This is a genomic window from Streptomyces sp. UNOC14_S4 (genome assembly GCF_020740835.1).
Lineage (GTDB): Bacteria > Actinomycetota > Actinomycetes > Streptomycetales > Streptomycetaceae > Streptomyces.
Genome location: NZ_JAINFC010000096.1, coordinates 1 through 18,578 on the forward strand (window position 1 = coordinate 1; position 18,578 = coordinate 18,578).

The 18,578-nt window shown below is 72.4% G+C and carries 17 protein-coding genes; 8 read left to right on the top strand and 9 right to left on the bottom strand.

Translation table 11 applies throughout. The features are described from left to right. The first annotated feature begins 53 nt into the window (after nucleotides 1-53). Nucleotides 54-161, top strand: a complete 108-nt coding sequence (locus tag K6I34_RS11700) for an SHOCT domain-containing protein (protein ID WP_374230896.1) — start codon at nucleotides 54-56, stop codon at nucleotides 159-161. A gap of 40 nt (nucleotides 162-201) precedes the next feature. Here K6I34_RS11700 and K6I34_RS11705 read toward each other — a convergent pair whose 3' ends face one another. Together K6I34_RS11705 and K6I34_RS11710 are read right to left on the bottom strand one after the other, a co-directional pair. Further along, entirely contained in the window at nucleotides 202-1,233 is a 1,032-nt protein-coding gene (locus tag K6I34_RS11705; RefSeq protein ID WP_229325025.1) for a 2-hydroxyacid dehydrogenase, read from the bottom strand. A 67-nt stretch (nucleotides 1,234-1,300) separates the two neighbouring features. Continuing rightward, complete coding sequence (locus K6I34_RS11710) at nucleotides 1,301-2,035, bottom strand: response regulator transcription factor (RefSeq protein ID WP_229324996.1); 735 nt, start codon at nucleotides 2,033-2,035, stop codon at nucleotides 1,301-1,303. Nucleotides 2,036-2,286: 251 nt separating this feature from the next. Between K6I34_RS11710 and K6I34_RS11715 the strand changes: the two genes are divergently transcribed. Then, complete coding sequence (locus K6I34_RS11715) at nucleotides 2,287-3,159, top strand: universal stress protein (protein ID WP_229324998.1); 873 nt, start codon at nucleotides 2,287-2,289, stop codon at nucleotides 3,157-3,159. 24 nt (nucleotides 3,160-3,183) lie between these two features. Here K6I34_RS11715 and K6I34_RS11720 read toward each other — a convergent pair whose 3' ends face one another. Together K6I34_RS11720 and K6I34_RS38850 are read right to left on the bottom strand one after the other, a co-directional pair. After that, nucleotides 3,184-4,533: a nicotinate phosphoribosyltransferase gene (locus K6I34_RS11720; protein WP_229325000.1), complete on the bottom strand. Its 1,350-nt coding sequence runs from the start codon at nucleotides 4,531-4,533 to the stop codon at nucleotides 3,184-3,186. A gap of 17 nt (nucleotides 4,534-4,550) precedes the next feature. Continuing rightward, on the bottom strand, nucleotides 4,551-4,670 hold the full coding sequence (locus tag K6I34_RS38850; RefSeq protein ID WP_374230895.1) for a DUF1918 domain-containing protein: 120 nt from the start codon (nucleotides 4,668-4,670) through the stop codon (nucleotides 4,551-4,553). Nucleotides 4,671-5,006: 336 nt separating this feature from the next. Here K6I34_RS38850 and K6I34_RS11725 point away from each other — a divergent pair, with 336 nt between their 5' ends. Next, on the top strand, nucleotides 5,007-6,410 hold the full coding sequence (locus K6I34_RS11725; RefSeq protein ID WP_229325002.1) for an MBL fold metallo-hydrolase RNA specificity domain-containing protein: 1,404 nt from the start codon (nucleotides 5,007-5,009) through the stop codon (nucleotides 6,408-6,410). Between the two features lie 23 nt (nucleotides 6,411-6,433). On the opposite strand, the gene ppk2 is transcribed toward K6I34_RS11725, so the two are convergent. Continuing rightward, nucleotides 6,434-7,246 carry a polyphosphate kinase 2 gene (gene ppk2, locus K6I34_RS11730; RefSeq protein ID WP_229325004.1) on the bottom strand — a complete coding sequence of 271 codons (813 nt, stop codon included), beginning with the start codon at nucleotides 7,244-7,246 and terminating at the stop codon, nucleotides 6,434-6,436. 162 nt (nucleotides 7,247-7,408) lie between these two features. Between ppk2 and K6I34_RS11735 the strand changes: the two genes are divergently transcribed. Next, a complete protein-coding gene (locus K6I34_RS11735) occupies nucleotides 7,409-9,793 on the top strand; it encodes a phosphoketolase (RefSeq protein WP_229325006.1) in 2,385 nt (794 codons plus the stop codon). Between the two features lie 82 nt (nucleotides 9,794-9,875). Here the strand turns inward: K6I34_RS11735 and K6I34_RS11740 are convergent, their stop codons facing one another. From K6I34_RS11740 to K6I34_RS11750, 3 genes are all read right to left on the bottom strand, one after another. Continuing rightward, nucleotides 9,876-10,589 (bottom strand): CBS domain-containing protein, encoded by a 714-nt coding sequence (locus tag K6I34_RS11740; RefSeq protein WP_229325008.1) that lies wholly within the window; start codon nucleotides 10,587-10,589, stop codon nucleotides 9,876-9,878. Nucleotides 10,590-10,616: 27 nt separating this feature from the next. Then, nucleotides 10,617-11,528 (bottom strand): universal stress protein, encoded by a 912-nt coding sequence (locus tag K6I34_RS11745; RefSeq protein WP_229325010.1) that lies wholly within the window; start codon nucleotides 11,526-11,528, stop codon nucleotides 10,617-10,619. Between the two features lie 252 nt (nucleotides 11,529-11,780). Next, nucleotides 11,781-12,704 (bottom strand): nitroreductase, encoded by a 924-nt coding sequence (locus tag K6I34_RS11750; RefSeq protein ID WP_238488706.1) that lies wholly within the window; start codon nucleotides 12,702-12,704, stop codon nucleotides 11,781-11,783. Nucleotides 12,705-12,964: 260 nt separating this feature from the next. On the opposite strand from K6I34_RS11750, the gene K6I34_RS11755 reads away from it, so the two are divergent. Both K6I34_RS11755 and K6I34_RS11760 read left to right on the top strand, forming a co-directional pair. Beyond that, complete coding sequence (locus K6I34_RS11755) at nucleotides 12,965-13,639, top strand: CBS domain-containing protein (protein WP_229325027.1); 675 nt, start codon at nucleotides 12,965-12,967, stop codon at nucleotides 13,637-13,639. 93 nt (nucleotides 13,640-13,732) lie between these two features. Further along, nucleotides 13,733-14,425 (top strand): CBS domain-containing protein, encoded by a 693-nt coding sequence (locus K6I34_RS11760; RefSeq protein ID WP_229325015.1) that lies wholly within the window; start codon nucleotides 13,733-13,735, stop codon nucleotides 14,423-14,425. A gap of 681 nt (nucleotides 14,426-15,106) precedes the next feature. On the opposite strand, the gene K6I34_RS11765 is transcribed toward K6I34_RS11760, so the two are convergent. Further along, nucleotides 15,107-15,745 carry a hypothetical protein gene (locus tag K6I34_RS11765; RefSeq protein WP_229325017.1) on the bottom strand — a complete coding sequence of 213 codons (639 nt, stop codon included), beginning with the start codon at nucleotides 15,743-15,745 and terminating at the stop codon, nucleotides 15,107-15,109. A gap of 479 nt (nucleotides 15,746-16,224) precedes the next feature. On the opposite strand from K6I34_RS11765, the gene K6I34_RS11770 reads away from it, so the two are divergent. After that, nucleotides 16,225-17,688: an APC family permease gene (locus tag K6I34_RS11770; RefSeq protein WP_229325019.1), complete on the top strand. Its 1,464-nt coding sequence runs from the start codon at nucleotides 16,225-16,227 to the stop codon at nucleotides 17,686-17,688. Nucleotides 17,689-18,100: 412 nt separating this feature from the next. After that, nucleotides 18,101-18,578, top strand: a 478-nt coding sequence (locus K6I34_RS11775; protein ID WP_229325021.1) for an NAD(P)-binding domain-containing protein, incomplete at its 3' end; no start/stop codon positions are given.

Consider the following 18,578-nt stretch of genomic DNA (forward strand, 5'->3'; position numbering starts at 1 on the left):
CCCACGAGCACACCCACGCCCCCGTTCCCCCCGCGCCCACGGCCGAACAGATCCTGGCCGAGCGCTTCGCCCGGGGCGAGATCGACGAAGAGGAGTACCGGAGCCGGCTCGCCGCGCTGCGTTCCTCCGGCCCGGGCCCGGGCGCCCCGCCGCCGCCTTGACCGGCTCACGGACCGGCTCACGACCGGCTCAGGGACCGGCTCACGCTCCGTCGGCCGCGTTCCCGGCCTCACGGCGGGGCGCGGCCGGGACCAGCGTGTTGTCACCGGCGCGCCCGGCGAGGTGATCGGCGATGTTGTCCGCCGTCGCCCGGACGATCTGGTCGACCGCGTCGTGGGTGAAGTACGCCTGGTGGGAGCTGACGAGGACATTACTGAAAGTCATCAGCCGTGCGAGGGTGTCGTCGGTCATCACGTCCAGGGACTTGTCGAAGAAGAAGACGCCCGACTCCTCCTCGTAGACGTCCAGCCCGACACCGTCCAGGCGTCCGGCCCGGAGCGTCTCCACCAGGGCGTGGGCATCGAGCAGGCCGCCCCGGCTCGTGTTGATCAGGATCGCGTCGTCCTTCATCAGGGCCAGCGCCCCGGCGTCGACGACATGGTAGGTCTCCGGCACCAGCGGGGCGTGCAGGCTGAGCAGATCGGATTCGGCGAACAGCCGCTCGCGGTCGACGTACGCCATCCCCAGCGCGCGGCACTCCTCGTTCCCCGCGACGTCATTGCCGAGGAGCCGCATTCCGAATCCCGCGGCGATACGGGCGAAGGCGGTGCCGATCTTCCCGGTGCCGAGCACCCCGGCCGTGCGGCCGTGGAAGTCGCGGCCCATCAGACCGGTGAGCCGGAAGTCGAAGTCGCGGGTGCGGCTGACGGCCCGGGGCACCCGGCGATTGACGGCGAGCGCGAGCGCCCAGGCGAACTCCGCCACGGAGTAAGGGGAGTAGAAGGAGACACGGGAGACGGCCAGGCCGAGCTCGCGCGCCGCCGTGAGGTCGATGTTGTTGTAGCCCGTGGCCCGTTGGGTGATCAGCTCGGTGCCTCCGTCGGCGAGGACGCGCAGGACACCGGCGTCGAGGATGTCGTTGACGCCGCTGCAGACGACCCGGCAGCCCGCCGCCGTCACCGCGGTCTCCTTGTCGAGAACGAAGTCCAGACACCGCAGGTCGTGATGGGCGCCGAGCGCTCGTTCCAGCAACGGACGCTCGTCGGCGGTGACTCCGTAGGCGACGACTTTCACCATGACTTCGTGCTCCTCTTGTCCGACCGTCGTCTCCGACCGTCGTCCGGGCCCGCCCGGGGCCCGCTCAGTCCCTGTGCGCCGGGTGACCGTGGTGGTCCGTCCCGGCACCGTGTCCCGTCCCGGCACCGTGTCCCGCGGCTTCCGTGGCGATGACGGCCGCCTGGATGCGCCGCTCGACGCCGAGCTTGGCCAGCAGGTGGGAGATGTGGTTCTTGACCGTCTTCTCGGACAGGAACAGCCGCTCGCCGATCTCGCGGTTGGTGAGCCCTTCCCCGATCAGGCCGAGGATGTCGCGTTCGCGCGGGGACAGGCCGGCCAGGCGCTCGTCCTCCGGCCCGGCCTCCTCCTCGCCCCGCAGGCTGCTCATCAGCCGGGTGGTGGTCGCGGGGTCGAGCATGGACTGCCCGGAGGCGACGGTACGGATCGCGGCGACAAGATCCGAGCCCTTGATCTGCTTGAGCACGTACCCTGCCGCACCCGCCATGATCGCGTCCAGCAGCGCGTCATCGTCGTCGAACGACGTGAGCATCAGACAGGCCAGCTCCGGCATCCGCGAACGCAGCTCCCGGCACACGGTGACGCCGTCGCCGTCGGGCAGCCGCACGTCCAGCACCGCCACATCGGGGCGCAGCGCCGGGCCCCTGGCCAGGGCTCGCTCGATGGTGCCCGCTTCCCCGGCGATGGTGATGTCGTCCTCGGCGTCGAGCAGGTCACGGATGCCCCGCCGCACCACCTCGTGGTCGTCCAGCAGGAACACCCGGATCGGGTGCTCCCGGGAGAAAGTCCTGACCTCGTTCACGGCTCGCTCCTTGCAGACGGCCGATACCGCTCCCGCGGGGCTTCTACGAGCATGATCCCGCGTTGTTCCCGGGCGCCATGGGCCGGATGGTCCATCAGCGTGACAACCATCCTCCCGCGCCCGGCGGCCTTGCACCGTCCGGCCCTGCCGCGGGGCCGGGTGACCCATGGCGGAATCCCCGTCGCGCGCGAGGGTGGAAGAGGCCGCGCGCACCATCCCGGTCCGGCGCGCTGCCTGAGGCGGTGGAGACGATGGAACTTCCCCTCGTGGTGGGTGTCGACGGGTCCGACGGGAGTCTGACGGCCCTGGACTGGGCCGTGGACGAGGCGGCCCGTCGCGGTCTGCCGCTGCGCATCGTCCACGCGTCCCTGTGGGAGCGCTACGAAGGGACGGTTCCGTCCTTCGGCAGCGAGCGCCCCGCGGACGAGATCATGACCGAACGCGTCATGGCCTCGGCCGAGCAGCGCGTCCGGAAGCGGGCTCCTGCGGTACAGGCGCACCCCGTGGCGGTGCCCGAGGACGCCGCGGCCGCGCTGCTCCGGGAGTCGCACGAGGCCGCGCTCGTAGTGACCGGTTCCTCGGGGCGCGGGGCCCTCAAAGGGCTGCTGCTCGGTTCGGTGAGCCTCGCCGTGGCGGGCCGCGCCCACTGCCCTGTGGTCGTGGTGCGGGGTGAGGCGAAGAACGTGCGAGGCGAGTGCCACAAGGTCGTCGTCGGCGTCGGTGACCCCGCCGAGTCGGCCGCCGCGCTGCGGTTCGCCCTCCGGGAAGCCCGGGCACGCACGTGCGAGGTCGAGGCCGTACGGGCCTGGCGCTGCGCCGAGCAGCGGCCCGCCGACCGTACACGTACGGCGGGCGACACGGCGTACGCGCACGAGGAGCGGGCCGCCCGCTTCCTCGCCGGAGCCCTGGCGGAACCGCAGGGCGAGTACCCGGACGTCCCCGTCCGGCGGACGGCCGTCGAAGGGCCCGCGCACAAGGTGCTCGTCGGCCTGTCCGCCGACGCCGATCTCCTGGTCGTCGGATCGGGCAGGCGGCAAGGGCACCTCGGCCTCCAGCTCGGGCGCGTCAGCCACACCGCGCTGCACCACTCGGCCTGCCCGGTCGCCGTCGTCCCGCACGCGTAGGGCGCGCCCGGCCGCGTATGGCGCTCAGGCGGTCAGGAGTTCCCGCTCGATACGGTGGCGCACGCGCACCGCGAGCTCGGTGAGGGCGCCGGAGAGCACGGCCCGCGGGGCCACGGGCGAGGCGATGCGCCGCGCCTCGGGCGGGAGCTCGCCGAGGTCGGCGAGGAAGCGGCGCCGGGCCGCCTCCAGCCGTCCGGGCCGATCGGACCGGCCGGGCCCCGAGGTACGCCGGCCGTCCTGCATCACCGTCTCCAGGAGCGGGACGCTCCCCGGGGGCGGTGATTCGTCGTGCAGGCCGATGACGTCCGCGCATCCGGGACCGCGGAACACCTGCTTGCGGCCCGGGGCCGTGGCCTTCGCCGAGGACAGCTTCATCACCGGGCGGCCGTCGTACTCGACCAGCTTGTAGGCGGAGTCCAGGTAGGGGGCGTCCGCCGAGACGCCGACGCGGGTGCCGACCGCGTAGACGTCGATGGGCGCCCCGGAGCGGACGAGGCGGTCCACGGCGAACTCGTCGAGGCCGCCGCTGGCCACGATCCGTACCTCCGGCAGGCCGGCGGCGTCGAGGACGGCACGGGCCCGTACGGCCAGTGCCCCCAGGTCGCCGCTGTCCAGCCGTACGGCGCAGCCGGGCCCGAGCCCGAGGGAGTGCAGCACGCGGGCCGCCGTGGCCACGCCGTTCTCGGTGTCGTAGGTGTCCACCAGGAAGGTCACCGGTCCGGGGTGGGAGCGGGCGAAGGCGTGGAACGCCTCCTCCTCGCTGTCGAACACCTCGATGTAGGAGTGGGCCATCGTGCCGACCGCGGTCAGGCCCTCGGCGCGGGCGGCGGCGACGTTGCTGGTCCCGGCGTATCCGGTCATGGCGCCGAGCCGCGCGGCCTGGTATCCGGCCTGCGGGCCGTGGGTGCGGCGCAGGGAGAAGTCCACGACCGGGTGTCCGTCGGCCGCCAGCACGCAGCGGGCGCATTTGGAGGCGACCGTGGTCTGGTGGTTGACCAGGTTGAGGACGTACGACTCGACGAGCTGCGCCTGCGGGAGCGGTGCGGTGATCTCCAGCAGCGGCTCCCAGGGCAGGACCACACGGCCTTCGGGCACCGCCCGGACCTCCCCGGTGAAGGCGAGGCCGAGCAGGGGCGCCAGGTCCCCGGCGGGACGGCCCAGCACCGAGGCGAAGGCGTCCACGTCCTCGGGCTCCACGCGGTACGAGGCCAGGTGGTCGAGGACCGGTTCGAGCCCGGCGGCGACCAGGAAACCCCGGTCGGGCGGCAGGTCCCGGACGAACAGGCTGAACGTCGCCGGGCCCGTCATGCCCTCGCGCAGATACGACAGGGCCATGGTGACCTCGTAGAGGTCGGTGGTCACGGCCTCGGACATCGGACGGCACCTCCCCGTCAGGCGGACCGGCGCTCCGGATGCTGTACGCGGGCGTCCGGCCCCGGGTGGACGAGAGTCACGCTGCCATTGTCCGACCAGCGCGCGTCGTAAGCGTCGTCGTAAGCGTCGTCGTCCATAGTTGCTTCCGGCGTCCGGTGTCCGCGTCCCGTGGTTCATGGGCCGGTCGGGCCCCACGCCGGGTCGCCCGGCCCTGGCGGAACTCCGCCGTGGGTGGTGTGCTGGAGGTGACGGGAAGGACCCTGTCGGACGCGGGGAAGCGGAGAGAGACCGCGCACCGCGCAATCAGGACCCGCGAGAAGCGGATCGGGCCCTTCCCGCCCCGTATCCGCCCGGAGCCGCTCCCGTGGCCGCACTCCGCTGCCGTCCGCGCTCGCGGACGGCTCCGTAGCCGTCGAACAGCATGTGGCGGACACCGGGAGCGAGCTCGCCACCGACCTCCCGGAGGCAGCGGCATGACAGGTACGAGCAGGCCCGGGCTGCTGTCCTTCCTGGGCGGTGTCGGCACCGTGACCGGCAGCAAGTTCATGGTCGAGACCGATCACGTACGGATCATGGTGGACTGCGGGCTGTTCCAGGGGCAGGCGGACCTGCGCCGCAAGAACTGGCGACGGCTGCCGGCCGAGGCCTCCACGATCCACGCCATCGTGCTCACCCACGCCCACCTCGACCACTGCGGCTATCTGCCCCGGCTGGTCCGGCAGGGCTTCCACGGGGACGTCTTCTGCACCCCGTACACGGCCAGGCTCGCGGAGATCGTGCTGCGGGACAGCGCCCGCCTCCAGCAGGAGCAGGCCGAGCACGCCAACCGCCACAGCCACTCCAAGCACCACCCCGCGGAACCCCTCTACACCGAGATGGACGTCGACCGCGCGATGAGGCTGTTCCGGCCCGTCCCGGCCGGGGAGGACACCGAGATCGCCCGGGACACTCGGCTGCGGCTGCACCACGCCGGGCACATCCTGGGCTCGGCCTGGGCCCACGTCACGCTGGAGGACGGGCACACCCTGGCCTCCAGCGGCGACCTCGGACGGCCCGTGCACCCGCTCCTGTCCCCGCCGGAGCCCTTCACCGGCGCCGACGTGCTGCTCCTGGAATCCACCTACGGCGGCCGCCGCCACGACTCCGGGACCAGCCGGGCGGTCTTCGCCGACGCCCTGGACCGCACGTTCCGCCGTGGCGGACTGGTGGTGATCCCGTCCTTCGCGGTGGACCGCACCGAAGTGGTCCTCAACGAACTGGCCCGCCTCAGGGCGTCGGGGCGGCTGCCCGCGACCGTGCCCGTCCACGTCGACAGCCCGATGGCCCTCGCGACCCTGCGCGTCTACGAGGAGGCGCTGGCCGGCCAGGCCCCCGAGATCCGTCCGGAAGTCCTGGCGGCGGGGACGTCCGTGCTGGACCCGGCACCCTTCTCGGTCGCCCGGTCGGTGGCCGAATCGATCGAGATCAACGAGGTCCGCAAGCCCTGTGTCATCGTCTCCGCCTCCGGAATGGCCACCGGCGGCCGCGTCCTGCACCACCTGTACCGGCTGCTGCCCGACTCCCGGAACACCGTGATCATCGTCGGGTTCGCGGCACGCGGGACCCGGGCACGCGACCTGGCCGAAGGCTGCCGGACGCTGAAGATGTTCGGCGAGTACGTGCCGGTGCGCGCCGAGGTCGTCGACGTCCCGGGCTTCTCCGCCCACGCCGACGCCGCCGAGATCCTCGGCTGGCTCCACGGCGCCCCGGCACCGAGCGCCACGTACCTCGTGCACGGCGAGCCCGAGTCGTCCGAGGCACTGCGGGAGCGCATCGACCGCAGCCTGGGCTGGACCGCGGTCGTCCCCCGCTCCGGGGAGCGTGTCCTGGTGCGCTGACCGCGTGCCGCGGGACACCGGCCCTATTCCACGAGCCGGGCGGCGTGATCGGGCACGTACGTCCGCAGCTCCCGGGGCACCCGCTCGTATCCGGTGGAGGGCGGGCGGGGCGGCAGTTCAAGGGCGACCGGCGGGACTTCGTGGTACGGCACGGTCGACAGCAGGTGGGCGATCATGTTGATGCGGGCGGAGCGCTTGTCGTCGCTCTCGACGACGTACCAGGGCGACTCGGGGGTGTCGGTACGGGCGAACATCTCGTCCTTCGCCCGGGAGTACGCCTCCCAGCGGGTGACCGACTCCAGGTCCATCGCCGAGAGCTTCCAGCGCCGCGTCGGGTCCTCCAGCCGGCTGCGGAACCGTTGCTGCTGTACCTCGCCGCTCACCGAGAACCAGTACTTGCGCAGCATGATCCCGTCCTGGATCAGGAGCCGTTCGAAGACGGGACACTGGTCCAGGAACCGTTCGTGCTCCGCGTCGGTGCAGAAGCCCATCACCCGCTCGACCCCGGCCCGGTTGTACCAGCTGCGGTCGAACAGCACGATCTCGCCCGCGGCGGGCAGCTCCGCCACGTACCGCTGGAAGTACCACTGCGTGCGTTCCCGCTCGGTCGGGACGGGGAGCGCGACGACGCGGGCGACGCGTGGGTTGAGCCGCTCCGTGACCCGTTTGATGGCGCTTCCCTTGCCGGCCGCGTCCCGCCCTTCGAAGACCACGACGAGGCGTCGGCCTTCGGCCCGGATCCACTCCTGGAGCCTGGCCAGTTCCAGCTGGAGCCGCTGGAGCTCCCGCTCGTACGCCGGGCGCGCCAGGCGCTGCGGCCCGTTCCTGTCCGTCACCGCGCTCACCTCCCATGCCCGTCCGACGCTACGCCGAAAGCCCGGGGCGGGGGGGGCCGGACGGTCCCTGTCCCGACTCCGACCGGCCCTGTGACCGCCCCTGACCGGGGAGCACACTGAGGCGCGGACGGGCAGGACCCACCGACCCCCTTGGAGACAGTCATGCGGGACGTCCCGACGTCGGCACCGGCCGGAATCACCGACGACGAGGTCCGGTCCCTGGACCTGCACTGGCGAGCCGCGAACTACCTGGCCGTCGGGCAGATCTACCTCATGGCCAACCCCCTGCTGAGGGGGCCGCTGCGGCCGGAACACGTCAAGCCGCGCCTGCTCGGCCACTGGGGCACCTCGCCCGGGCTGAACCTCGTCCACACCCACCTCAACCGGGCCGTCCGGGCCCGCGGCCTGGACGCCCTGTGTGTCTGGGGCCCCGGGCACGGCGGCCCCGCGGTGCTGGCGAACTCCTGGCTGGAGGGCACGTACTCGGAGACCTACCCCGACGTGAGCCGGGACGCGGACGGCATGGCGCGGCTGTTCCGGCAGTTCTCCTTTCCCGGCGGTGTCCCCAGCCATGTGGCTCCCGAGACGCCCGGGTCGATCCACGAGGGCGGGGAGCTCGGCTACTCCCTCTCGCACGCCTACGGCGCCGCCTTCGACAACCCGGACCTGGTGGTCGTGTGCGTCGTCGGTGACGGCGAGGCCGAGACCGGGCCGCTGGCCGCGTCCTGGCACTCCGACAAGTTCCTCGACCCGGTGCACGACGGCGCGGTGCTGCCCGTCCTGCACCTCAACGGCTACAAGATCGCCAACCCGACCGTGCTCTCCCGCCTCCCCGAACCCGAGCTGGACGAGCTGCTGCGCGGCTACGGGCACGAACCGCTCCACGTGACCGGTGACGACCCGTTCACCGTCCACCGGGCCATGGCCGCCGCCATGGACACCGCGCTCGACCGGATCGCCCTGCTCCAGCGCACCGCGCGGGACGAGGGGGTCACCGAGCGGCCCCGCTGGCCCATGATCGTGCTGCGGACGCCCAAGGGCTGGACCGGTCCCGCCGAGGTCGACGGCCTCCCGGTCGAGGGCACCTGGCGCGCCCACCAGGTCCCGCTGGCCGCGGTCCGCGAACACCCCGAGCACCTGCGGCAGCTGGAGGCGTGGCTGCGCTCCTACCGGCCGGAGGAGCTCTTCGACGACCATGGGCGGCCCAGGCCCGAGGTCCTGGCATGCGTGCCGGAGGGCGCCCGGCGGCTCGGCGCGACGCCCCACGCCAACGGCGGCCTGCTGCTGCGCGACCTGCCCGTACCGCCGCTCGACCGCTTCGCCGTCCCGGTCGACAAGCCCGGCGCGACCCTGCACGAACCCACGCGCGTCCTCGGCGAACTGCTCGAACACATCATGGAGGCCACCAGCGGGCGCCGCGACTTCCGGATCGTCGGCCCCGACGAGACCGCCTCCAACCGGCTCCAGGCCGTGTACCGGGCCAGCGGCAAGGCCTGGCAGGCCGGGACGCTGCCGACGGACGAGCACCTGGACCGGCACGGCCGCGTCATGGAGATCCTCTCCGAACACACCTGCCAGGGCTGGCTGGAGGGCTACCTCCTCACCGGCCGGCACGGGCTGTTCTCCTGCTACGAGGCCTTCACGCACATCGTCGACTCGATGGTCAACCAGCACATCAAGTGGCTGCGGGTCAGCCGCAGGCTGCCCTGGCGGCGCCCCATCGCCTCGCTCAACTACCTGCTCACCTCGCACGTCTGGCGCCAGGACCACAACGGCTTCTCCCACCAGGACCCCGGCTTCGTCGACCACGTCCTCAACAAGAGCCCCGAGGTCGTACGGGTCTACCTGCCACCGGACAGCAACACCCTGCTGTCCGTCGCCGACCACGCGCTCCGCAGCCGCGACTACGTGAACGTGATCGTCGCGGGGAAGCAGCCCTGCTTCGACTGGCTGAGCATGGACCAGGCGCGGGTCCACTGCGCCCGCGGCGCCGGTGTCTGGCCGTGGGCGGGTACCGAGGACGGCTCCCGGGAGCCGGACGTCGTCCTCGCGTGCGCCGGGGACGTCCCCACCCAGGAGGTGCTGGCCGCGGCCCAGATCATCCGGCACGAGCTGCCGGACGTGGCCGTGCGCGTGGTCAACGTCGTCGACCTGGCCCGGCTGCTGCCCGCCGAGGAGCACCCGCACGGGATGCCCGACAGCGAGTACGACGCGCTGTTCACCCGCGACAAGCCGGTCGTCTTCGCCTACCACGGCTACCCCTGGCTCATCCACCGCCTGGCCTACCGCCGCGCGGGCCACGCCCACCTGCACGTGCGCGGCTACAAGGAGATCGGCACCACGACGACCCCGTTCGACATGCTGGTCCGCAACGACCTCGACCGCTACCGCCTGGTGATGGACGTCATCGACCGCGTCCCCGGCCTGGCCGTGCGCGCGGCCGCCCTGCGGCAGTCCATGACGGACGCCCGTACGCGGCACGCGGCGTGGATCCGTGAACACGGCACGGACCTGCCGGAGGTGGCGGACTGGACCTGGTCCGCGTGACCGCCCGTGCTCCCGCCGACGCGGGGGCACGGACTGGGGCCCGCCGGGAAATCCCGGCGGGCCCCAGCGCTTTCCTGCCGCCTCACAGACCGCGCAGCCACTCCTCCGAGACCTCGCCCATGGCCCTGTCCGCCGGCCGCGTGCGGGAGTCGTCCGTCCGGAAGCGCAGGTTGTCGACGACGTCCACCACGCCGTCGACGCGCCGGGTGAGACCGACGGCGACGGCCACCTCGCCGCTCCGCTCCAGCGTGCCCGTGAGGTTCACGACGCCGTCGCGCACCCGTGCGTCGACCATGTGCGGCGAGCAGCACAGTGTGCCCACGAGGACTTCCTCGATCACCTCGGAGCGGATGTCCATGTCCGGGCGCCGGAAGACGCTCAGCAGGTCGCTGCGGGTGACGATCCCCACCAGCGCGCCGTCGTCGTCGAGCACGGGGAGGCGTTCCACGTGCCGCCGGGCCATGGTCCGCGCGGCGTCGACGACGGTGTCGCGCGGGCCGACGGACACCACGGGTGAGCTCATCAGCCGGGCCGCTGTACGGTCCTTGGGCCGGGGGCGGCGCGGGTCGACGGCCCACCGCTTGTACCAGGGCGGCCGTTCGGCCTCGGGGCGCGACTGCCGGAGCACGAGGTCGGTACGGGACACCACCCCCAGGACGGCCCCTTCGGCGTCGACGACGGGCACTCCGCTGATGTCGTACCGCGCCAGGGTCTCCGCCACGGTCTTGAACGACGCGTCCGGGGGTACCGTGACGACGCCGCGGGTCATGATCCGGTCGATGCGCCGGTGCTTCACGGCGCGCTCCTTCCTGATGACGGTGCGTCAGTCGGCCGGGACGACGGCCACCGGGCAGTGCGCGTGCTGCAGTACCGCGTGGGTGACCGGGCCCAGATGGAGGCCGAGCCGCCGCTTGCGGCGGTGGGCGGCCAGGACGACGAGCTCGGCCTCCCGGCTCGCCTCCGTCAGGGCGTGCCCGGCTCCCAGGCACATCGCCTCGGTGCGGACCGGGACGCCGGGGAACTCGTCCCGCAGCGGCGCTACCGCGAACTGCGGTACGGCCTCGGCCGACTTCGCCAGTACCTCCGCGTCGTCCCAGAGCAGACGTCCGGACGGCTCCGCGCTCGGCGAGGCCGGGAGGCGCCACGCGTGCACCACCCACAGGCCCGCGTCGCGCCGGGCCGCTTCCTCGAAACCGAAGCGCAGCGCGGCGGTGTCGGCGTCCGAGGCGAGGCCGACGAGCACGGTGCCCCGTGGCGGCCGCGGGTCGCCCCGGACGACCAGTACGGGAGCCGTGCTGTGCGCGGCGACCCGCTGCGTCACCGACCCGAGCAGCAGCCCCGCGAAGCCGCCGTGCCCCCGGGAGCCGAGGACGACGAGGGAGGCGTCGCGTCCGTACCGCACGAGGGCGGACTCCGCGACTTCGGCGGTCAGGATCGGTGTGACCGTGAGGCCGGCGGCCTTCCTCCGCGCCCGTGCGACGGCCTCGTCCAGCGCGTCGCGGGCCGCCGCGCACAGGGCCTGTCCGTCGTCGATCGCGACGGCGGAGGCGGGGGCCCAGTGGTTGCCCCACGGCCAGCCGCAGAGGACCGCGAGCCCGGTGCCACGCCTGAGCGCCGCGTCGACCGCGTGGTCGAGGGCGCGCAACGCGGGTCCGGACCCGTCGAAGCCGAGCAGTACGCGGCCCGGCCGGACCGTTTCCCTTTCCACCTCGGGTTCCCTCTCCACCTCGGGCATGTTCCCTCCCTCGTACGAGAACTCCGTCCGCCGGTGTCCCCGGGCGTCGGCGGGGAGGCGAAACACCCGCGGACTCCGGCTTTCTGTCGTACCGTCAGCTTGCGGTCGGCCTCGCGCACCGCCCATGGGCCATGAGGCTCCCCACCCTGGCCGAAGGGCCCCGGCGCAGGGCCCGGGCCGCCTCTGCCCACGTGCTCTCACGAGCGGGGTGATACCGGCCGCCGCCTCCTGGCAGCCGGGAGCGAGCGGTGGTCAGTCCTCCGTGACCAGCACCTCCCGCACGGGCCGACGTGGCGCGCGGGGGCCCTTCGGGCCGTATCCGATGCGCAGCATCATCTGGACGTGGCCCGTGCCGGACGACGGGTCACGCAGGGGCCAGCGCAGGTCGGGCCATTCGAGGGCCTGGGTGGAGAACGAGGTGGCCAGCCCGTCCAGGGTGGCCACGAGCAGGACGCGCTCCATCGCCTGGCCCGCGGTGAGCCAGTCCCGGGGCCGGTCGCCGTCCGTGCTCAGCAGGGCCAGGTGGGGGTCCGTCTCGAAGGGTGTCGCCCCGAAGTCGGCTGTCGGCCTGCCGCCGGAGAAGTCGCGCATGGGCGCCCTGCCGCCGTGTTTCCGCGGCCCGAAGGCGTAGTCGGGAACGCCGTCGGTGGCCGTGTCGGCCTCGGCGATCCCGATGCGGGTCCAGTGGGCCAGGTCCTCCTCGCTGCCCCTGTCGGTGAGATTGCGGGCCTCGGCCTCCTCGGCGAGCTCCTCGATCCAGCGCAGGTGCCAGGAGGAGGGGAAGGTCAAGGTCGCCCCCTCGCGCCAGGCGGCGTCGCTCAGGGCGGTCCGGAGGTTGTCGGGGAGCTCGGTCTCGGCGAACGGGTACCGGCTGGTGTGCCGCTGGTCGATCATCGGGTGGAGAAGAGTCAGGCCGAGGTCGTCGTCGACGGGGTCGGTGAGCCGTACGGTCGCGAGGAGGGACGCGTCGTCGGGGGCCGGCAGGAGCGTGACGTACGGGTGGCAGCCGACGTGCGCGATGGCGACGCGGAGGTTGAACAGGGCGGCCCCGCAGCCCAGGTGCAGGGCGCGGGCATCGGGGTCGGAGTGCGGCATGGCCCGCTCGAAGTCCGCGTACAGCCGGAACGTACGGCTCCCGCGCGCGTACCGGAAACGCCAGGGCTGCGCGTTGTGCATGGACGGGGCGGCGGTCGCCTCCCGCACCAGCTCCGTGACGCGTGTGTCGTCCAGCGTGGGTGAGGCAGTCACCGGAATCTCCCTCCCGGAGGCGGCGGGCCCGTGACCAGGTCCTCTTCCATGGTCGCTCCGTCCCCGCCCCGCCCGGGGAGGGCCCAGCGGCCCGGGGGCCCGGGCCGACCGGCTCATTCCACGAGGGCCGGAGGCTGCCACGCTGGAATGCGGGACACCCACGGCTCCGAGGAAGGAGCAGGACCATGCTGCAGCACCGAACGGTCGACGAGCTCATGACCCGGAAGGTCGTCCAGGTGCGCCCGGACACCCCCTTCAAGGAGATCGTCAGGGAGCTCGCGGAGAACGACGTCACGGCGGTGCCGGTCGTGGCCCACGACGGCCGGGTGGTCGGCGTGGTGTCGGAGGCGGACCTGATGCGCAAGTCCGCCGACCAGCCCGACCCCTTCGGCCGCGTCCCGGTCCCCGACCTGGAGGAATGGGAACGCGACAAGGCCGAGGGCGCCAGGGCCGAGGAGCTGATGTCCGCGCCCCCGGTGTGCGCCCGGCCGGAGTGGAACGTCGTGGAGACGGCCCGGCTGATGGCGGTCCAGAGGGTGAAACGGCTGCCTGTGGTGGACGAGACGGACAAACTGGTCGGCATCATCAGCCGTGCCGACATCCTGCGGGTCTTCCTGCGCGAGGACACGGCGATCCGTGCGGAGATCCGCCACGACCTGCTGGAGCGCACCCTGGGCCTGGCCCCGTCGGCGGTGACCGTCGAGGTCGCGGAGGGGCAGGTCACGCTCACCGGAACGGTCGGGGCACGGAGCATGATCCCGATCGTCGAGCGGCTGTGCCGCTCCGTGGACGGGGTGGTCGGCGTCCACCAGCGCCTCACGTACACGCGCGACGACACGGCCGGTGGTTTCCCGGCCTCCTGAGCACGACCTGAGCACCACCTGAGCACCACCTGAGCATGCCCCGAGCACGACGCACACGACCGGAACCGTCCGAACCGACGAGGAGAGTCGGAGATGAGCAGCAATCCGCGCACGGTCAGCGACGTCATGACACAGACAGTCGTGGCGGTCAGTCGTACCGCCGCTTACAAGGAGATCGCCAAGGTGCTCGCGGAGTGGCAGGTCAGCGCGGTGCCGGTGCTGGAGGGCGAAGGCCGCGTCATCGGGGTCGTCTCCGAGGCCGACCTGCTGCCGAAGGAGGAGTTCAAGGACCGCGACCCGTCGCGCTGGGAACAGCTCCGCCAGCTCGACGACCTGGTCAAAGCGGGCGCGAAGAGCGCCGAGGACCTGATGAGCACACCCGCGGTCACGGTCCACCCGAGCGCGACCGTGGCGGAAGCGGCCCGCGTGATGGCCCGCAAGGGCGTGAAACGCCTCCCCGTCGTCGACGGTGAAGGAAAGCTCACCGGCATCGTCAGCCGCGCGGATCTGCTCAAGGTGTACCTCCGTGCCGACGAGGACATCGCCGAGGAGGTGCGCGAAGACGTCATCGCACGGCTCTTCCGCAACCGGCGGCCCACCGTCGAAGTCCAGGTGACGGAGGGCGTGGTCACCCTGTCCGGCTCCCTGGACGACACGGCGATGGTCCCCCTCGTGACGCGGCTCGTCCGCGCGGTGGACGGCGTCGTGAACGTCGAACTCCGGCTCTCCCCGCCCGCGCTCAGGTCCAGGATTCCGCAGCCGCCTGTCGTGGGCCCGCAATTCTGACACCCGGCTGAATCACCGGGCAGCACCGGCCGCGCGATCGTTGACTTCCTCAGCGGGCCCGACGGGTGGAGCCATGCTCTGGCCGGGCTCGGCACCAGGGAAGTCGGCTTGAAATGGGACGAATTGGCCTGCAAAACCGGGCGGCCCGGCCGCCGGGCAGTTGACCGTCTGCACCGATGCGGCGGGGGTATCCGGTCCGACCCTTCCTCGGCCGGGCGACGGGACGATCGCCTCACCGCCCTGCCAGACGTGGTCGACGAATCGATGACCGGCAAACGTCTCGGCCCTGGCGGACCAGCCCCCGCTCCACATCGGCCATGCCGCGGCGCGGTCAACTTGCGATGCGGGTGGGCCGATTGGGGAACACAGGAGCGGAACGCTCTCCAGCACTTCGAGGCCCGTAGTTCGATGACACGGGCAGCAAGAACGACGGCACCGGCCACCGTCGGCAGGCCGAGCCCTGCGCCGACGGCAGCCTGCGCTTCCGCGGCGAGGCCACGCACCTGTGCCTGGTCCCGCAGCTGAGAGAGAAGGGCAACGTGACCGTCGAGCAGTGCGACGACTTCGGCCGGCAGCGCTGGACGATCGGGAAGTGGAGCGGCAAGCCGCGGCTGCCCCGACCGCCCGGCGCTCGGGGCAGCTCGATTCACAGCCTCCCTTCAGCCTCTCGGCTCTGCCCGGTCAGCCGAAGAAGACGGAGGAGATGTCGTTGTCGAAGCCGATGGTCGCGAGGTCTGCCACGTCACCGTTGACGACCTTGGACTTGCCCGTGCAGTTCCGCTCGGACCAGATCTTCAGGCTGCCCTGGACCTGGAGGGAGGAGGCGACATTGTCCCGGGCCACGTTCTGGCACCCCTTGCCGGACAGGCCCTGGGAGGGATCGCCGAAGTTCCGGTTGTCGAAGAGGACGACGCTGGTGGCGGGCTTGGCCTGCGGGCTGCCACTGCCGGTGCTGCCCCCGGTGCCGCCCGCCTTCTTGCCGTCGGGAGTGACACCGAACCAGGTGCCCCCGACGCCCTGGCCCTTGGTCTCGCCGGGCTTGGTGTCCTTGCTGAAGCGGTAGACAGGCCAGCCTCCGACGGTGACCTGAAGCGTGCCGTCGTCCCGCTTTACGGTGCCGGCCTTCGCCTTGTCGACGCCGTCGAGGAAGACCTTGCCGCCCGGTGCGACGACGACCGGGGGCCAGGTGGACGCGCAGTCGCCGTTGCACGTGGACTTCGACGGGTTCGCGGTGTCCTTGTCGAAACGGTAGAGGGTGAAACCCGCGCCGTTGACCACCACCGGGTCGAGCGCCCTCGCCTTCGAGGCCGACAACTGCACCCAGCGCTGCGCCTCCGGCTTCGTCGCCGGCTTGCCGGGCTCAACTGCCCAGTCACCCGTCTTGGGCGAGGCGTTGTTCGTCTTCGCGGTGCCGTTGAGGAGGCTCAGGTCCTGCCCGGCCGACGGACTGCCACCGGCGGCCTTGCCCTGGCCCGCCGCGGGGGCGGCCGCCGAAGAGGCGGGTGCGGAGCTGTCCTTGTCCCCTGCGCCGCAGGCAGAGAGCAGAAGGACGAGCGCGGTCCGCGACGCCGCCCGGCCGCCGCCCGGCCGCGCAGTCGACCGGCTGGGTGACCCCGAGGGGGTGGCGGCGTCACGGCAACCACTGGAGCATGACCGAGGAACACGCCCACACGACGGCGCGGGCGATCAGGGCATGGCTCGGCATACGGATCACGGCCACTCGGGGCGCCCGGGCCTGACCGCCCCCTCCTTGGGGCCGGTCGCCATGCACGATCGACTCGATCAGCGGGGAGGCGGCAATGGCGACTACTGCGAAAAACAGCGATACGGGAGCCGGGCTGCGGCGGGATGCCGTGGGCGGGGCCGAGGTGTTGTTCCAGAGCGTGACGGCCATGGCGCCCGCGGCGGCCGTGATGGCCTCGATTCCGGGCGGCGCGGCCTTCGCCGGAGGCAGCCTGCCGCTGTCCGTCCTCCTCGCCCTGGCCGCTTCGCTGCTCACGGCCTCCTGCCTGGGCGAGTTGGCCCGGCACCTGCCGGCCGCCGGTTCGGTGGCGACCTACGCCGCCCGGGGCCTGCATCCCGCGGCCGGCTTCCTGGTGGCCTGGGGGTACGTCTTCGCCGAGGCGCTCGTCGCACCGCTGGTGCTGCTCCAGCTCGGCTTCACCGTGGCGGGCACGCTGCACCGCCAGTGGGCCGCCTGTCCGGCGGACCTGTGGTGGCCGTGGGTCCTGGCCGGTGCCGCGGCCGTCGCCGCCGCCGGGTACCGGGGCATTCGCGCCTCCGCGCGGCTCGGCACCGTTCTCGGCGTCTTCGAGATAGCTGTCTTCGTGGCCTTCGCGGTCCTGCTGATCGTCCGGGCGGGCACCGACAACACCTTCTCCGTCTTCACCGCTTCGCATGCCGCCCCCGGCCGGTCCGCCACTGGAGGGGTGTTCGCGGGATCGGTCTACTGCATGCTCGCCTTCGCGGGGTTCGAGGCCGCTGCCCCGCTGGCCGAGGAGGCCCGCCGACCGCGGCAGTCGGTTCGGCGAGCCGTGGTGGGCGGGGCCCTGGGCGTGGGCGCCTTCTACGTCCTGACCACCTATGCCATGACCGTCTACTACGGGCCCGGCCGGTTCTCGGAATTCGGCGCGGACGGCGACGCCTCGTGGGACGGGGTGGCACGCGGAGCCTTCGGCCTCATGTGGGTGCCGGTGTTCCTGGCGGTGGTCAACTCCTGCGTCGCCAACGCCAACGCCGGCGCCAACGCGGCGACACGCACGGCGTACGCGTTCGGCCGCGCCGGACTCTTCCCACGCCCCCTGGCGACTGTCCACCCCCGGCACCGTTCCCCGGTGACGGCCCTCGCGGCACAGACCGCCGTAACCGTCGTGGTGGCCCTCGGCCTGGGCTGCGCATACGGCCCCGTCACGGCCTTCTACCTCATCGCGACAGGGGTCGTCATCGTGGTCATCGGCGTCTACGTCACGGCCAACCTGGCCTGTGCGGGGTACTTCCTGCGGCATCCGGGGCTCCGTCCAGTGCGCCACCTCCTCGCCCCCGCCCTGGCGAGCGCCGCCCTCGTACCGGCTCTGCTCACGGCCACCGGGCTGCCGGTGTTCTCCTTCGTCAACCCGCTCCAGCCACCGGTCTCGTACGCGGGAGCGGCCGTGGGCGCGTGGCTGCTGCTGGGTGCGGGCGTGCTGCTGGTGCTGCGACGGCGGCATCCGGAGCGGCTGAGCGGGTCGGCCTTTCAGGGCGCAGCAGCAGGAGTGGATCGGTGAGTTCGGCTTGAACCCCGCGCCTGGCATCCGCCGCGTGGCTCACCGTGTCCCCGGCCACGACGGGCAGGGCGGTGCCCTCAGGGTGAGCTGATCCGACGCGCTGCCACGGCCGCCAAGGACAACCGGGAGGGCCACCGCTGTCGACGAGGCCGGACAAGGACCGGCACCCCTGTCACACTCCGTGATCGCCGTCCATCGCCTCATTCCCGTCCCCGCCCGACTCACCGGAACCCGCCGCAGACCGCATCACACTCCCGGCCATCTCCTCATGACCGTGTCACGATGATCAGGCGACACCCGGCTGCCCGGCGGGAAGATCTTGATGCCCTCCGGCGTTGACGCCTCGCGCAAGCCTTACGCGCAGCACCGCCTTACCGCTTATCGACGCACGTGACAGGAGTGGACCACCGCAATGCCCAGCACCTCCACCGTCCCCACGGCCACCGCACAGATCGGCGTCACCGGCCTCGCCGTCATGGGCAGCAACCTCGCCCGCAACTTCGCCCGCCACGGCCACACCGTCGCCGTACACAACCGCACCTACGCCAAGACCCAGGCGCTCATCGACGACCACGGCCACGAAGGGAACTTCGTCCCCGCCGAGACCGCCGAGGACTTCGTCGCCGCGCTCGAAAAGCCCCGCCGCCTGATCATCATGGTCAAGGCGGGCGACGCCACCGACGCCGTCATCGACGAGTTCGCACCCCTCCTCAACGAGGGCGACATGATCATCGACGGCGGCAACGCGCATTTCGAGGACACCCGCCGCCGCGAGAAGGCCCTCCGCGACAAGGGCATCCACTTCGTCGGCACCGGCATCAGCGGCGGCGAGGAAGGCGCGCTCAACGGACCCGCCATAATGCCCGGCGGATCGGAGGAGTCCTACAAGG

Excerpts from the sequence above, each read along its gene's own strand:
- K6I34_RS11715 (WP_229324998.1), top strand. The coding sequence starts at position 2,287 with ATGGAACTTCCCCTCGTGGTGGGTGTCGACGGGTCCGACGGGAGTCTG.
- K6I34_RS11720 (WP_229325000.1), bottom strand. The coding sequence starts at position 4,533 with ATGTCCGAGGCCGTGACCACCGACCTCTACGAGGTCACCATGGCCCTG.
- K6I34_RS38850 (WP_374230895.1), bottom strand. The coding sequence starts at position 4,670 with ATGGACGACGACGCTTACGACGACGCTTACGACGCGCGCTGGTCGGAC.
- K6I34_RS11725 (WP_229325002.1), top strand. The coding sequence starts at position 5,007 with ATGACAGGTACGAGCAGGCCCGGGCTGCTGTCCTTCCTGGGCGGTGTC.
- K6I34_RS11735 (WP_229325006.1), top strand. The coding sequence starts at position 7,409 with ATGCGGGACGTCCCGACGTCGGCACCGGCCGGAATCACCGACGACGAG.
- K6I34_RS11745 (WP_229325010.1), bottom strand. The coding sequence starts at position 11,528 with ATGCCCGAGGTGGAGAGGGAACCCGAGGTGGAAAGGGAAACGGTCCGG.
- K6I34_RS11750 (WP_238488706.1), bottom strand. The coding sequence starts at position 12,704 with ATGCACAACGCGCAGCCCTGGCGTTTCCGGTACGCGCGCGGGAGCCGT.
- K6I34_RS11760 (WP_229325015.1), top strand. The coding sequence starts at position 13,733 with ATGAGCAGCAATCCGCGCACGGTCAGCGACGTCATGACACAGACAGTC.
- K6I34_RS11770 (WP_229325019.1), top strand. The coding sequence starts at position 16,225 with ATGGCGACTACTGCGAAAAACAGCGATACGGGAGCCGGGCTGCGGCGG.